Below are 14,082 nucleotides of genomic sequence, written 5' to 3' on the forward strand. Positions count from 1 at the left end.
TGGTGGCCAACAACAACGCTTTGCTGTGGGATTACTTCAACAACATCCCGCCGCTGTCGCTGACGCAGAATTACATCGCGAGCGGCGGCAACCAGTTCTTTTCCAATTACAAGGGCATCATCAGTTCGCTGATCGCGCCGCCGAACACCTTCGAGTCAGACATCGGACCGGACAACTACAAGGCCTGGAAGAGCTACATCGCCGGCATCGTGCCCACGCCGGCGGCCAACCAGCTGCCCAGCACCTTCTTCCAATGGGGCATGATCAACGCGCCGTCGGTGGCGAATATCGGTGCGCAGGACCTGTCGGCGATGCTGCTGGAAACCGTCAGCGCCGCCAGCTTGGCGCTGATGCCCTACACCAGCGTGCCCTTCCAGACGCCGCCGGCCCCGCCGCCGGATTGGAACGCCGGCTATGCTGTGCTTGCCCAGCAGCTGTCGCAGGCCCCGTCCCGCTCGTTCACCTTCTCCAGCTCGACCATGAACAGCAATGTGTCGAGCAGCTGGTCGAAGGGCGGCAATTCGGGCTTCTTCGGACTGTGGGGAGGCAGCAGCTCGACCTCTTCCCAGAGCACGAAATTCGCCTCCAGCAACGTGCAGATCACCAAGGCGACCTTCCGGCACGTCCTGACCTTCGCCGCGTCGCCGGGCAACTGGTACAGTTCCTCGGCGATGGGGCTCGCTTATTCCAGCTCCGATTCGCCGCCGTGGAAGAAGGGGGCGCTCCCCAGCTGGAAGACGGTGTTCGATCCGTCGACGGGCACGACCACCCGGTTCATGGTCAACCTGATCGTGGCCGACACGATGTACATCGAGGTCACGTCGGACGCCAAGTTCGATGCCAACGACCAGAGCGTCATCAACAGCAACAAGTCGTCCGGCCTGTGGCCGTTCTACACCAGCGGGTCGGGCAGCGGCTCCTCGACGTCGGTGTCCTTCAACCAGAACGGCAACATGACCGTCACCATCACCAGCGAACCCGGGGTTCCGATCGTCCTGGGCGGCAACGTCCTGCCGGTCCAGACCTATCTGGGCCATTCGACCGCCGCCCTGAAGGCCGTGTCGGACAAGACGCTGGCCCTGGCCTGATGGCTGGGGGCGCAGCCCGCTGAGACCGCGGCGAGTGGGGACCGGCCGTGCCTGCGGCCGGTTCCCTTCGCTTCATGACGCTCCGGACGGAACTCGGGAGAACGCGATGTTACGCCAACACGAAGCCGCTGCGGAGACGCCAGCCGGCATGGAAGGGCTTCAGAACCGCTGGTACAATTCCGTCGTCCAATCGCTCAATCTCACGTCCGCCGCGTTCCAGCTTCTTCAGCCGTCCTTCGTCGTTCCACTGACGGATCTGGGGTTGTGGCGTTACGGTCAGGAAATTCCGCCGCGTTCCCTTACGGCAAACGCCTACGACATGAGCCTGGACCGTTTCTTCGACATTTATGCATCCGTCATCGGCCAGCTGAGCTTTCCCGAATCCTGCTTCAGGGAGGACATCGGCGGCGACACCTATGAGGCGTGGACCGCTTATCTTGCGACGCTCAGCCCGCAGCCGTCCGCCCAGCAGTTGCCGTCGCTGTTCCTGATGTGGGCGATGATCAACGCGCCGACGGTTGCCAACGTGGGGCAGCAGGATCTTGCGGTGATGGCTCTGATCGGCTCGGCCCAGGCGGTGCTGGAGCCGTATGTCGGCCCGAACGGGCAGCCTGCGGATTTCGGGGGAAGCTACGCGCAGCTGGTCCAAAGCCTTGCCCATGGCATCGCCAAATCCTTCCATTTCGACAGCAAGACCGCCAGCGGCGATGTTTCCAGAACATGGACCGGCGGTGTCGACACCATCGACAATGGGCTTTGGAGCGGTGCCGTTCCAGGCAACCGGCAAAGCCTGCTGTTCTCGCGCAGCCACGTGCAGGCGTCGGTCACCGTGTCGGGACTGATCACGTGGCCGCTCACGCCGGGGCCCTGGTACAACTCCTCGATGATCGCGACGGCTTACGCCAATCCCTGCACGCCGCCTTGGCCCGATCCGGCGCAAACCGCCTGGGACGCGGTCTTCGGCGCCGACGGTAGCCTGCCGCGCGTCATGGCGTCGCTGGCGGCGGCGAAGGGGATCGACATAACCGTCACCTCGGATGCGGTCTATTCGCCCCTGGACCAAGCCATCATCGAAACCTTCGCCCCCCTCGGCCTCTGGCCCTTCTACCTGCCGAGCGGCATGGCGCAGACCACCGTCAACTTCGGGGCGTCCTCGGGCATGACCATCCGGACCGTCTCGACGCCGGGCATGCCGGTGGTTCTGGGCGGCAACGTCCAGCCCATCGGCACCTTCCTGGGGGCCGGGGGGTAGGCACCCGACAGGAGGGCGCCGCGCCGCGATCCGCCCCCTCTCATCCTGTCCCCCTCACGCCGCGCAGGTCACTCCGGTGCCGCCCAGCCCGCAATAGCCCGCGGGATTCTTGGACAGATACTGCTGGTGGTAGTCCTCGGCGTAGTAGAACGGCGGGGCCTCGCGAAGCTCCGTCGTCACCGGGCCGAAGCCGGCCTGTTCCAGGCGGGCCTGATAGGATTCGCGGCTGGCCTCGGCGGCGGCGCGCTGGGCGTCCGTGTGGGTGTAGATGGCCGAGCGGTACTGGGTGCCGACGTCGTTGCCCTGGCGCATGCCCTGGGTCGGGTCGTGCGCCTCCCAGAAGACGCGCAGCAGTTCCTCGAACCCGACCTTGGCCGGGTCGTAGACGACGCGCACCACCTCGGTGTGGCCGGTGCGGCCCGAGCAGACCTCCTCGTAGGTCGGGTTGGGCGTATGGCCGCCCTGATAGCCGACCATGGTCGACCAGACGCCCGGCACCTTCCAGAACTTGCGCTCCGCCCCCCAGAAGCAGCCGAGCCCGAAGTCGGCGATCTCCAGCCCCTCCGGATAGGGCGGGGTCAGCGGGTTGCCGTTGACGTGGTGGCGCGGCGGCACGGGAACCGGCGTGTCGCGTCCGGGCAGCGCCTCCGCCGCGCTGGGCAGCGCCAGGGGCTTGCGCATGAACATTCCGAGCATCTCGGCCTCTCCGATGGCGTAGGAGTTGGGGATGGGGATTTGGGGATTATGTCGGGTCGCCCCGCCCCGGAGGCAAGTCGTCGCCTTTGCGCGGGAGCCTTCCGCGGCCCCGCGTGTTTACCCTTCGGAATGTTCAGTCCAAGGTGGAACCGCGGGGAGAGAACGATGACGATCGACGACGCCACCCTCCAGCGCCTGATCGGCAAGGGGCGCCAGCACAACAACCGGCTCAGCGTCGAGCAACTCGGCCAGGATGTGCCGGTGGAAACCATGACCCCGGAAGAAGTCGCCGTGGTGGTGGAGCGGCTGGAGGCCGCGGGCATCGACGTGGAACTGACCGACGAGCGGTTGAAGCGCCCGCGCGGCGGCGGTGGTGGCGATTACCAGCGCGGGGCCGGCGTGGTCACCATCGCCAGCCCGGCGGCCCCCGCCGTGTCCGCCCCTGGCGCCCGCCCGTCCGAACATGGCTGGGCCGACGAGGGGCTGGGCCACGCCCACGGCGGGCATCACGGCTCCCGCCGGGCGCCAACCTGGGACCGCGGCGGGGTGGACATGCTGCCCGTCGTCTCGGTCATCGTGGTGGCGCTGGTGCTGATCATCGCCCTGGGCGGCTGAGCGATCAGGCCGTCAGCCCGGCTTGGCCAGCGCGTGGATGAGGATGGCCGCGGTCGCCGCCACGTTCAGCGACTGGATGCGGCCGGTGCCGGGCAGGGTCAGGATGTCCTCGCAGGCGGCGAGGGTGGCGGGGGGAAGCCCGTCCTCCTCGTTGCCCAGCACGACGGCGGCGGGTCGATCCCCCATGGCGAGCGCCGCCGGGTCGGTCACCACCGTCCGGCCGCGGCCCAGCGCCGTTCCGGCCACCCGGTGGGACTCGCGCAGCCGCTTCAGGACCGCCGGCAGGTTGGCCGCCCGGTACAGCTCGACCCACTCGAAGCCGCCCTCGGCCACGCGGTAGGCGGACTCCGACGGCAGGGCCTGTCCGGGATGGTCCGACACCACGACGCGCCGCAGGCCGAAGAAGGCGGCGGTGCGCAGGATGGCGCCCAGATTGTGCGGGTTGCCGACCCCGTCCAGGATCAGCAGCGGTTGTCCGTCCGCCGCCCAGCGCTTCGCCGCCTCGGTGTCGAAGGCGGGGACCGGGCGCGGCGCGATCAGCGCGACGACGCCGCCGTGCAGCACCGTCCCGGCGACCTTCGCCAGCTCGTCGGCCTCCACCATGCGGTAGGGCTTGCGCGCCGCCGCCATCGCCTTGCAGAAGTCGCCGGTCTTCGCCTTCAGCCGCTCCTCGAAGAACAGCCGCTCCACCCGCGCCGCATCATGGGCGAACAGGGCGGACACGGCGGACAGGCCGGCGACGCGGAACAGCTTGCCCGGCTCCTCGCGCGGTGGTTCCTCCCGGCGCACCTCCTTGCCGGCGCGGGCCGGACCCGGACGGGGGGAGCGGGCAGGGGACGGGACAGGCGGACGGCCGCGCGGGGTCGTCGGCTTCGGCATGATGGTCTCGGGGGCTTGCGGGAACGGGCCGGCATTCTGGACCAACCCGTTCCCGGACGCAAAGCCCTCAGTGGTTTCCGTTCTTGCTCCGCGCGTAGCCGGCATAGGCCGCAGCGGCAGCCGCCGCGACCCCGGCGACGAGCAGGGGCGACACCCAGCCGGGCGGCGGGGTGCGGAAGCCGCCGGTGACGCCGCGGCCGCGCTCCACCGGGCTGAACAGGTTTCCGTCGCTCGGCGCGGCGGGTGGGGTCCGGCTGAAATGGCGGTGGGCGCCGTAGCCGGCGATCTTCTCCATCAGGCGCGGCGCCACCGCGTGCCCCAGCCGGGTCAGCGGGGTCATCGCCCCGACCATCGCCTGAGCGCGCGGGCGCAGGGCGAGGGACAGCACGGTGTCCGCCACGTCCTGCGGGTCGTCGTAGAAGGGGCTTTCCGCGTCCAGTTGATGGCCGGTGTAGTTGGCGCCGTGGGACATCCCCGGCGTGTCGGTGAAGAAGGGATAGACGCCGCAGACATGGACGCCCGGCGCGTCGACCAACTCAGCCCGCAGGCTTTCCAGAAGCCCTTCCAGCCCGAACTTGCTGGCTGCGTAGGCGGCGGCGTAGGGGGCGGGCGCCCAGGCCCCGACCGACACGGTGTTGATGAGCACCCCATGGCCCTGCCGGCGGAACAGCGGCAACACGGCGTGGGCGGAATACAAGGGGCCGAACAGGTTGGTCTCGACGACGCGGCGGTGCGCTTCCAGCGGGGTGTCCTCGAACCGCCCGACGGCGCCGACCCCGGCGTTGCTCACCCAGACGTCGATGCCGCCGTTCAGCTGCATCGCCCGGTTGGCCAGCCGGAGGACGGCCTGAGCGTCGGTGACGTCGGTGGGCACCACCTCGGCCTCGCCGCCCAACTCCCGGCATTCCTCGGCCACCTCTCCGAGCAAAGCCTCCCGCCGGGCGGCCAACACCAGCCGGGCACCCTCCCGCGCGAAGGTCAGGGCGGTGGCCCGCCCGATCCCGCTCGACGCTCCGGTCACGACCACCACGGCCCCGCGCACGCTGTCCATCCATCCTCTCCCAATCAATGCCTTCTGCGGCATCAACAGGACGGGATGGCCCGGCGTCGCGGTGCCGTGGCTGGGTTGCCGTGGATCAGATCAGCTTGATCGCCAGGAAGCCGCCGATCAGCGCGACGGCGAAGGCGGTGGTGACCAGCGTCAGCCGCTTCTCGATGAAGGCGCGCACCGGCTCCCCGAACCAGTAGAGCAGGGCGGCGACCAGATAGAAGCGGATGGCCCGCGACAGGATCGAGGCGCCGATGAACACCCAGATGTTCAGCTTCGCCACACCCGCGGTGATGGTCAGCAGCTTGTAGGGGATGGGCGTCATGCCCTTGATGATGAGAATTTCCGCGCCGTATTCGACGAAGGTATGGCGCAGCGTCTCGAACTGGGCTTCCAGGTGGTAGAAGTCGATGACCGCCTTGCCGATGGCCTCGTACAGGAAGTAGCCGATCATGTAGCCGGCGACGCCGCCCACCACCGAGGCCAGCGTGCAGATCGTCGCGATCCGCCACGCGGCCTGCCGGTTGGCGAGCACCATCGGCACCATCAGGATGTCCGGCGGGATCGGGAAGAAGGAGCTTTCCGCGAAGGACACCCCCGCCAGCCAGGTGGTGGCGTTCTTCGAGGCCGCCTTGGCCATCGTCCAGTCGTAAAGGCGCTTCAGCATGCCGGTCGCAGCCCGTGTTGTGCCGGTGAGGGAGCCCCTGTTTTAGCGGGGGACCGGGCCAGCGGCTACGACCAATTCGGGACGGCCCCGGAAAGGCTACGCCATCGGCCTAGCGGGACGCAGGCTTGCTCCCGGATTCGGCGGTGTCCGGTTCCGCCTTCTCAGGGTCGGCGCGCGACACCGGATCGCAGTCGCCGTCGCGGGAACCGCCGGGATGGCCGCCCGGCATGCCGCGGTAGCGGGTGTCCGGGTTGGACCCGCCGCCGCCGCTCTGCTCGTCGCAGAGAGGCTCGATGTCGGTCTTGTGAATGTCCTTGGGCTCGGCGTCCTTTTGCCTTGCGGTGTCGTCGGTCATGGCCGGTCTCCGGCTGCGGGAAGGAAACCGGGCAACAGGCTGGCGCGGTCCCGGTTCCCGTTCCGCTGACGCTCACTTCGTCGCGGATTCCAGATAGGCGATCAGGTCGGCCCGGTCCTCCGGCTTGGCCACCCCGGCGAAGGCCATGCGGCTGTCGGCGATGACCGCCTTCGGGTTGGCGAGATAGGGGTCGAGCGTCTTGGCGTCCCACGCGATGCCCGACGCCTTCAGCCCCTCGGAGTAGTTGGCGTAGGTGTCCACCGTGCCGGCCTTGCGCCCGAACAGCCCGTGCAGCGTGGGGCCGACGCGATTCTTTCCCGCCTCCACCGTGTGGCAGGCCTTGCATTGGCGGAACAGCTTCTCGCCGTTCGCCGGGTCGCCGTCGGCCAGGGCCGGGAGCGGCGCCGCGGCGAGAAGGAGCAGGGTGGCCAAGGCTATAGGGGCGGCGGTGCGCATGGGTCAGGGGCCTCCTTCGTTTCGCCGCGGCGGAAGGTCGCGGCGTCGATGGAGACTTTACGGATCGCCGGGGTCCGGGCCATTGGACTTTGGATCAGCGGAGTCCGCGCCTTTTTCAAGCGCCGCCTCCGGCTTCAGCGCCTCGTCCAGCCAGGCGAGGTGGGGTGCCGCGGCGCGGCGGGCCTCCTCCTCCATGCGGCGGTAGCGGGCGATCACCTCCTGCCCGAAGGCGGTGAGGCCGGTCCCGCCGCCCTCGCGTCCGCCGACGTTGGTCCGCACCACCGGCTCGCGGAAGGCGGAGTTCATGGTCTCCACCAGGAACCACGCGCGGCGGAAGGACATGCCGAGCGCCCGCGCCGCCGCCGAGATGGAACCGGTGCGGTCGATCTCCTCCAGCAGGGACACCTTGCCGGGGCCGATGGCGCCGGAGGGGTGGAGGAAGCGCAGCCGGATGTCGGTCGTCATGTCCTGAAGTCTCGCCGGGAAACGGAAGGGTCTCCGCCCAAGGTATCATCTGTCGGCCAACGGTCAGTCCCGAATCTGGGGGCCTGCGCGTCTGCAACCAAAGTCGAATTTACCGGCCTTCCCCGAAACCGCGATAACGGCGGGGCGCTGTGACGGATACCGATCATCGGACGAACGGACACAGGGCGCACAACCCGCCAAACGTCATTCCACGACATTCAGTTCGGGCAATCCGCTTCGGGAGGAAACCGCCGTGATCCATCAGGCCCTGGAAACGCTCAGCAAGCAGGTCGCCATCCGGCCGCGCTACGACAACTTCATCGGCGGCCAGTGGGTGGCGCCGACGAAGGGCCAGTATTTCACCAACCTGACCCCGATCACCGGCAAGACGCTGTGCGAGGTCGCCCGCTCCACCGCGGAAGACATCGAGAAGGCGCTGGACGCCGCCCACAAGGCCAAGGACGCCTGGGGCCGCACCTCCCCGGCGGAGCGCGCGCGCATCCTGAACAAGATCGCCGACCGCATGGAAGAGCGCCTGGACGTCCTGGCGCTGGCCGAGACGCTGGACAACGGCAAGCCGATCCGCGAGACGACCCACGCCGACCTGCCGCTCGCCATCGACCATTTCCGCTACTTCGCCGGCTGCGTCCGCGCCCAGGAAGGCACCATCGCGGAAATCGACCACACCACCTACGCCTATCACTTCCATGAGCCGCTGGGCGTCGTCGGCCAGATCATCCCGTGGAACTTCCCGCTGCTGATGGCCGTGTGGAAGCTGGCCCCGGCGCTGGCCGCCGGCAACTGCGTCGTGCTGAAGCCCGCCGAGCAGACCCCGATGGCCATCATGGTGCTGATGGAGATCATCGGCGACCTGCTGCCCGACGGCGTCCTCAACGTTGTCAACGGCTTCGGCATCGAGGCCGGCAAGCCGCTGGCCCAGAGCCCGCGCATCGCCAAGATCGCCTTCACCGGCGAGACGACGACCGGCCGCCTGATCATGCAGTACGCGGCGGAGAACATCATCCCGGTCACGCTGGAGCTGGGCGGCAAGTCGCCGAACATCTTCTTCAACGACGTGATGGCCGACGACGACGAGTTCCTGGACAAGGCGCTGGAAGGCTTCGCCATGTTCGCGCTGAACCAGGGCGAGGTCTGCACCTGCCCTTCGCGCGTCCTGGTGCAGGAGAAGATCTACGACAAGTTCATGGAGAAGGCCGTCGCCCGCGTCGCCGCCGTCAAGCAGGGCAGCCCGCTCGACCCGGCGACGATGATCGGCGCCCAGGCGTCCATCGACCAGCTCGAGAAAATCCTCTCCTACATCGACATCGGCAAGGCCGAGGGCGCCAAGGTGCTGATCGGCGGCGAGCGCGCCCATCTGGGCGGCGAGCTGGAGAGCGGCTACTACGTCCAGCCGACGGTCTTCGAAGGCCACAACAAGATGCGCGTCTTCCAGGAGGAGATCTTCGGGCCGGTCGTGTCCGTGACCACCTTCAAGACCGAGGAAGAGGCGCTCGCCATCGCCAACGACACGCTCTACGGCCTGGGCGCCGGCGTGTGGAGCCGCGACGGCAACCGCGCCTTCCGCATGGGCCGGGCCATCCAGGCCGGCCGCGTGTGGACCAACTGCTACCACCTCTACCCGGCCCACGCGGCCTTCGGCGGCTACAAGCAGTCGGGCATCGGCCGTGAAACGCACAAGATGATGCTCGACCACTACCAGCAGACCAAGAACCTGCTGGTCAGCTACAGCCCGAAGGCCCTGGGCTTCTTCTAAGCGTTTTGTCTCCTCCCTGACGACCTTTGGGCCGGCGGCCATTCGGCCTCCGGCCCTTTTTCTCATCCGACGGGCCATTCACTCGGGAGTGTCCGCCCATGGTCGAACGAGTCGTCGCCACACCGGCGGCCCTGGCGCTGATCGATAAACTGCGCGGGCTCTACGGGCCGCTGTTCTTCCACCAGTCCGGCGGCTGCTGCGACGGCAGCGCGCCGATGTGCTTCATGGACGGGGAGTTCCGCCCCGGCGGGCAGGACGTCCGGCTGGGGGAGATCGGGGGCTGTCCTTTCTATATGGGAGCGGCGCAGTTCGAATACTGGTCGCACACCCAGCTCATCATCGACGTGGTGCCGGGCCGCGGCGCCAGCTTCTCGCTGGAGGCGCCGGAGGGCGTGCGCTTCCTCACCCGTTCCCGGCTGTTCTCCGATGGCGAGGTGGAGGCGCTACGCTCCGATCCTGGCGATATGATGAAAAAGGCATAGCGCTGTTTCGTGGAATGCGGTATTCAGGATTCGACTTTGGGACTTTCCCAGTCGGCACGGCCTCCGGGCGGTCTGATCCGTGTTCAGACCGGCTCCCCCGCGTGGTGGTGCATATGGAACCGAACTCAGGCGCTTTCCGCGACGGCGGAAGGCGCCTTTTTCGTTGCGTGGGAAACAGTCCCGCGCCGGACCTTAGACCATGGTCGCATGCCCGCACCTCCGCGCCGGCTTTGCCCGGCGGGCGTCGCTGAAGTAACCTATAGGTCATCCGCCCATGTTTCCCGGCCGGCCTTCGGGCGTCGGGTGGCTGTCTGGGGTGTTGGATGCCATGCCGTTGCTTTTCGGGACCCGCATTGTGACCAGCCATCCGGCCTCGGACGCTCTTCTCTCCGACGCTCCGCCCAGCTCCTCCGCGCCCAACCCGTCCCTGCCGCGGGCTGTCTCGACGGCGGAGGATGCCCGCGCCGCCGCGCGTGACCTGTTCGAGGGGCTGTGCGGACGGAACCCCGCCGCCGCGGCGGAGCTGGAGATGGTGCTGGTCTTCTGCTCCGCCCATTACGACCGTGTGGAACTGGCGGCGGCCCTGGCCGAGCTGTTCGGGCCGGTGCCGGTGGTCGGCTGCACCACGGCGGGCGAGATCACGCCCTTCGGCTATGCCGCCGGATCGCTGGTCGGGATCGGCTTCCCGCGCGCCGACTTCACCATCGCCACCCAGCGCATCGACGACCTCGACCGCTTCTCCATCGCCGAGGCGCCGCGCGTCCTGCGCAGCCTGATGGAGCAGCGCGACGTTGCCCTGGCCGCCCGCGCCGACGCCTTTCCCGACCATGGCAGCTTCGCCTTCCTGATGATCGACGGCATGTCGCGGGCGGAGGAGATGGTGGTCAGCGCGCTGCACAGCGTGCTGATGGACATCCCGCTGTTCGGCGGCTCCGCCGGCGACGAACTGCGCTTCGAGCGCACCTTCGTCCTGCACGAGGGGCGGTTCCACACCAATGCCGCCGTGCTGATGCTGGTCACCACGGCGCGCCGCTTCGTCGTCTTCCGGACCGAGCATTTCGTGGCGTCCGACGCCAAGATGGTGGTGACCGGCGCCGACCCGCAGCGCCGCATCGTCACCGAGATCAACGCCGAGCCGGCGGGCCGCGAGTACGCCCGCATGGTCGGGCTGGAGGGGGAGCCGCTGACCCCCCTGATCTTCGCCGCCTATCCCGTCGTCGTGCGGGTCGGGGGCGAGTACCATGTCCGCTCCATCCAGAAGGTCAACGACGACGAGAGCCTGACCTTCTACTGCGCCATCGACGAGGGGATCGTGCTGACGGTCGCCCGCGGCGTCGATCCGGTGGAGAATCTGGAGGAGATGATGCGCAAGCTGGCCGCGGAGGTCGGCGGGCCGCCGGACCTCGTGCTCGGCTGCGACTGCATCCTGCGCCGGCTGGAGCTGGAGCAGCGGCAGCTCAAACACGTCATGTCGGCGGCGCTGGCGCGGCACAACGTCATCGGCTTCTGCGCCTACGGTGAGCAGTACAACGCCATGCACGTCAACCAGACCTTCACCGGTGTCGCGATAGGTGCGCGATGACGCTCATCTTCGACTGGCGGGAACCGTCCCGCCCACCCGCGGACCCATCGCCAATCCCCCTCCCGTCCTCACCGGACGAGCGTGGCCGGCTGGAGGCGCTGGAGCGCGAGAACGCCAAGCTCCGCCGCATCAACCAGGTGCTGATGGACCGGGTGGAGCGGTCGATGGACGTGCAGGGGGGGGCCTTCTCCCTGTTCCAGACCGCCATCGTCCTGGAGCAGAAGGTGCGGGAGCGCACGCTGGAGCTGGAGCGCGCCCTGCGTGAGTTGGAGGACAGCCACCGCGCGCTGGCCCGCGCCAAGGAGCTGGCCGACACCATGCGCGGCCGGCTGTCGGAGGCCATCGAGTCGGTCAACGAGGGCTTCGCCATCTTCGACGCCGACGACCGGCTGGTGCTGTGCAACAGCAAGTATCTGGCCCTGTGGCCGGAGATCCGCGACCGCATCCTGCCGGGCATCCGCTTCCAGGAGATCGCCGAACTGGCGGCGTCCTCGCGCACCATCGCCGACGCCTACCCGCGGCCCGACCGCTGGCTGTCGGAACGGCTGGCCCAGCACCGGGCGCTGAAGGGTCCCTACGTCTACCGGCTGGCCGACGGGCGCTGGGTCCAGGTGAACGAGCGGCGGACCCGCGACGGCGGGGTGGTCGGCGTCTACACCGACATCACCGACATCAAGGAGCATGAGACCCGCCGCCGCGAGCGCGAGTTGGCCGAGAAGTCGGCGCTCCTCCAGGCGACGCTGGACAACATCGCCCAGGGGGTCGGCGTGTACGACCGCGACCAGCGGCTGGTCGCCTGGAACGAGCGCTTCACCGGCCTGCTGCGCCTGCCCGCCAACGTGGCGGAGCGCGGGGCGGGCTTCGCCGATTTTGTGCTGCACCACGCCGCGCTCGGCGACCATGGCCTGTCGCTGAAGGCGCTGATGATGCCGAGCTGCCTCGTCGAGCAGCCCTGGCTGGACGGCACGGTTTTGGAGATCAGCCGCAATCCCATGCCGGGCGGCGGTTTCGTTCTGACCTTCACCGACATCACCGAGCGCAAGCGGGCCGAGCAGGCGCTGCGCGACAGCGAGGAGCGCATCCGGCTGGTCACCGACGCGGTGCCGGCGCTGATCGCCTATGTCGACGCCGAGCAGCGCTTCCGCTTCGTCAACAAGGCCTACGAGGGCTGGTTCAACCGCAAGCGCGAGGAGATCGAGGGCCAGCCCATGTGGGCGGCGCTGGGCGACCTCTATTACGAGGTGCGGCGCTCTTACGTGCTGCGGGCGCTGGCTGGCGAGGAGGTGACCTTCGACCTGGAGCTGCCCGGCGAGAACGGGGCGCCGCGCTACGCCGTCGCCACCTACATCCCGCATTTCGGCGAGCGGCGAGGGAGTGGAAAACCGGAGGTGCTGGGCTATTTCGGCCTGATCCACGACATCACCGAGCGGCGCATGGCGGCGGAGGCGCTGGCCGACGCCAAGGACAGCCTGGAGCGCCGCGTCGTCGAGCGCACCGCCGAGTTGACCCGCCTCAACAGCCAGCTCCAGCAGGAGATTGCCGAGCGCATCGCCGCGGAGGAGGCGCTGCGGCTGGCCAAGGCGGAGGCGGAGCAGGCCAACCTGTCCAAGACGCGCTTCCTGGCGGCGGCCAGCCACGACCTGCTGCAACCGCTGAACGCGGCGCGGCTGTTCGTCTCGGCTCTAAGCGACCTGGAGCAGCCGGAGCCCAACCGCGGGCTGGTCGACAACATCGACGTCGCCCTGGCCTCGGTCGAGGACCTGCTGTCGGCGTTGCTGGACATCTCCAAGCTGGACGCCGGTGCGGTGCGGCCGGAGATCGCCGATTTCCCGATCAAGAGCCTGTTCGGTGCGCTGGCCACCGAATACGCGGCGGTGGCCAAGGAGCGCGGGCTTGAGCTGTGCGTCGTTCCCAGCCACGCGGTGGTGCGCAGCGACATCCGGCTGCTCCGCCGCATTCTGCAGAACTTCCTGTCCAACGCCCTGCGCTACACCCAGGCGAAAAGGGCGGCGAAGGGGGGCGCCGGGCGCGTGCTGGTCGGCTGCCGGCGGACCTCCGAAGGCTTGCGGATCGAGGTGTGGGACACCGGTCCCGGCGTGCCCGCCGACAAGCTGGATGAAATCTTCCAGGAGTTCCGCCGCCTCGACACGCCCTGCGCCAACGAGCGGGTGCGCGGCATGGGCCTCGGCCTCGCCATTGTGGAGCGGGTGGCGCGGATGCTCGACCACCCCATCACCGTGCGATCGCAGCCGGGGCGGGGATCGGTCTTTGCGGTGACGGTGCCCTTCGGCCGCTACGCCCGCCCGGTGCGTGCGCTGGAGGCGCCGGTGCAGACCGCTTCGAACCGGCTGGCCGGCACGCGGGTGCTGGTGATCGACAACGAGCCGGCGGTGCTCGCCGGGATGCGCGCGTTGCTGGAGGGCTGGGGGTGCAGCGTCGCCACCGCTGCGTCGGGCGACGAGGCGCTGGCCGGGCTGGGGGCGGTGGCGCCGGATGTGCTGTTCGCCGACTATCACCTGGACGACGGGGTGATCGGCTTCACCGAGATCGCGCGGGTGCGCGAGCGCTGCGGGGCGGATTTGCCGTCGGTCCTCATCACCGCCAACCGCACCGCCGAGGTGGTGGAGGAGGCGCAGGCCAAGGGCTGCCATGTGCTGAACAAGCCGGTGCGGCCGGCCCAGCTGCGGGCGGTGATGACGGGGTTGCTGGGGTAGCCGTGCCCC

At 68.8% G+C, this 14,082-nt stretch carries 14 protein-coding genes; 7 read left to right on the top strand and 7 right to left on the bottom strand.

Annotation, left to right across the window (positions count from 1 at the left end):
• Positions 1-2: 2 nt before the first annotated feature.
• Both AMK58_RS03405 and AMK58_RS03410 read left to right on the top strand, forming a co-directional pair.
• Positions 3-1,088: a hypothetical protein gene (locus tag AMK58_RS03405; RefSeq protein WP_035679562.1), complete on the top strand. Its 1,086-nt coding sequence runs from the start codon at positions 3-5 to the stop codon at positions 1,086-1,088.
• A gap of 106 nt (positions 1,089-1,194) precedes the next feature.
• Complete coding sequence (locus AMK58_RS03410) at positions 1,195-2,340, top strand: hypothetical protein (protein ID WP_137165185.1); 1,146 nt, start codon at positions 1,195-1,197, stop codon at positions 2,338-2,340.
• Positions 2,341-2,394: 54 nt separating this feature from the next.
• Here AMK58_RS03410 and msrA read toward each other — a convergent pair whose 3' ends face one another.
• Positions 2,395-3,036 carry a peptide-methionine (S)-S-oxide reductase MsrA gene (gene msrA, locus AMK58_RS03415; RefSeq protein ID WP_079285120.1) on the bottom strand — a complete coding sequence of 214 codons (642 nt, stop codon included), beginning with the start codon at positions 3,034-3,036 and terminating at the stop codon, positions 2,395-2,397.
• 165 nt (positions 3,037-3,201) lie between these two features.
• Between msrA and AMK58_RS03420 the strand changes: the two genes are divergently transcribed.
• On the top strand, positions 3,202-3,651 hold the full coding sequence (locus AMK58_RS03420) for a hypothetical protein (protein WP_035679560.1): 450 nt from the start codon (positions 3,202-3,204) through the stop codon (positions 3,649-3,651).
• A 12-nt stretch (positions 3,652-3,663) separates the two neighbouring features.
• Here AMK58_RS03420 and AMK58_RS03425 read toward each other — a convergent pair whose 3' ends face one another.
• From AMK58_RS03425 to AMK58_RS03450, 6 genes are all read right to left on the bottom strand, one after another.
• Positions 3,664-4,530 (bottom strand): TrmH family RNA methyltransferase, encoded by an 867-nt coding sequence (locus tag AMK58_RS03425; protein WP_059399035.1) that lies wholly within the window; start codon positions 4,528-4,530, stop codon positions 3,664-3,666.
• Between the two features lie 67 nt (positions 4,531-4,597).
• Complete coding sequence (locus tag AMK58_RS03430; RefSeq protein WP_035679558.1) at positions 4,598-5,581, bottom strand: SDR family oxidoreductase; 984 nt, start codon at positions 5,579-5,581, stop codon at positions 4,598-4,600.
• Positions 5,582-5,666: 85 nt separating this feature from the next.
• On the bottom strand, positions 5,667-6,245 hold the full coding sequence (locus AMK58_RS03435) for a YqaA family protein (protein WP_014241343.1): 579 nt from the start codon (positions 6,243-6,245) through the stop codon (positions 5,667-5,669).
• Between the two features lie 109 nt (positions 6,246-6,354).
• Complete coding sequence (locus tag AMK58_RS03440; protein ID WP_035679556.1) at positions 6,355-6,600, bottom strand: hypothetical protein; 246 nt, start codon at positions 6,598-6,600, stop codon at positions 6,355-6,357.
• Positions 6,601-6,672: 72 nt separating this feature from the next.
• Positions 6,673-7,056, bottom strand: a complete 384-nt coding sequence (locus AMK58_RS03445) for a c-type cytochrome (protein ID WP_035679554.1) — start codon at positions 7,054-7,056, stop codon at positions 6,673-6,675.
• A 57-nt stretch (positions 7,057-7,113) separates the two neighbouring features.
• Positions 7,114-7,521 (bottom strand): winged helix-turn-helix domain-containing protein, encoded by a 408-nt coding sequence (locus AMK58_RS03450; RefSeq protein ID WP_035679552.1) that lies wholly within the window; start codon positions 7,519-7,521, stop codon positions 7,114-7,116.
• 253 nt (positions 7,522-7,774) lie between these two features.
• On the opposite strand from AMK58_RS03450, the gene adh reads away from it, so the two are divergent.
• From adh to AMK58_RS31220, 4 genes are all read left to right on the top strand, one after another.
• Positions 7,775-9,295, top strand: coding sequence for an aldehyde dehydrogenase (gene adh / locus AMK58_RS03455; RefSeq protein WP_035679551.1), 1,521 nt, complete (start codon positions 7,775-7,777; stop codon positions 9,293-9,295).
• A 98-nt stretch (positions 9,296-9,393) separates the two neighbouring features.
• On the top strand, positions 9,394-9,777 hold the full coding sequence (locus AMK58_RS03460; RefSeq protein ID WP_035679549.1) for a DUF779 domain-containing protein: 384 nt from the start codon (positions 9,394-9,396) through the stop codon (positions 9,775-9,777).
• A 328-nt stretch (positions 9,778-10,105) separates the two neighbouring features.
• Entirely contained in the window at positions 10,106-11,359 is a 1,254-nt protein-coding gene (nosP, locus tag AMK58_RS03465; protein ID WP_051140684.1) for a nitric oxide-sensing protein NosP, read from the top strand.
• Entirely contained in the window at positions 11,356-14,073 is a 2,718-nt protein-coding gene (locus AMK58_RS31220) for a NahK/ErcS family hybrid sensor histidine kinase/response regulator (RefSeq protein ID WP_051140683.1), read from the top strand. The genes nosP and AMK58_RS31220 overlap by 4 nt, the downstream gene beginning before the upstream one ends.
• Positions 14,074-14,082 lie beyond the last annotated feature (9 nt).

Source organism: Azospirillum brasilense, assembly GCF_001315015.1.
Lineage (GTDB): Bacteria > Pseudomonadota > Alphaproteobacteria > Azospirillales > Azospirillaceae > Azospirillum > Azospirillum brasilense.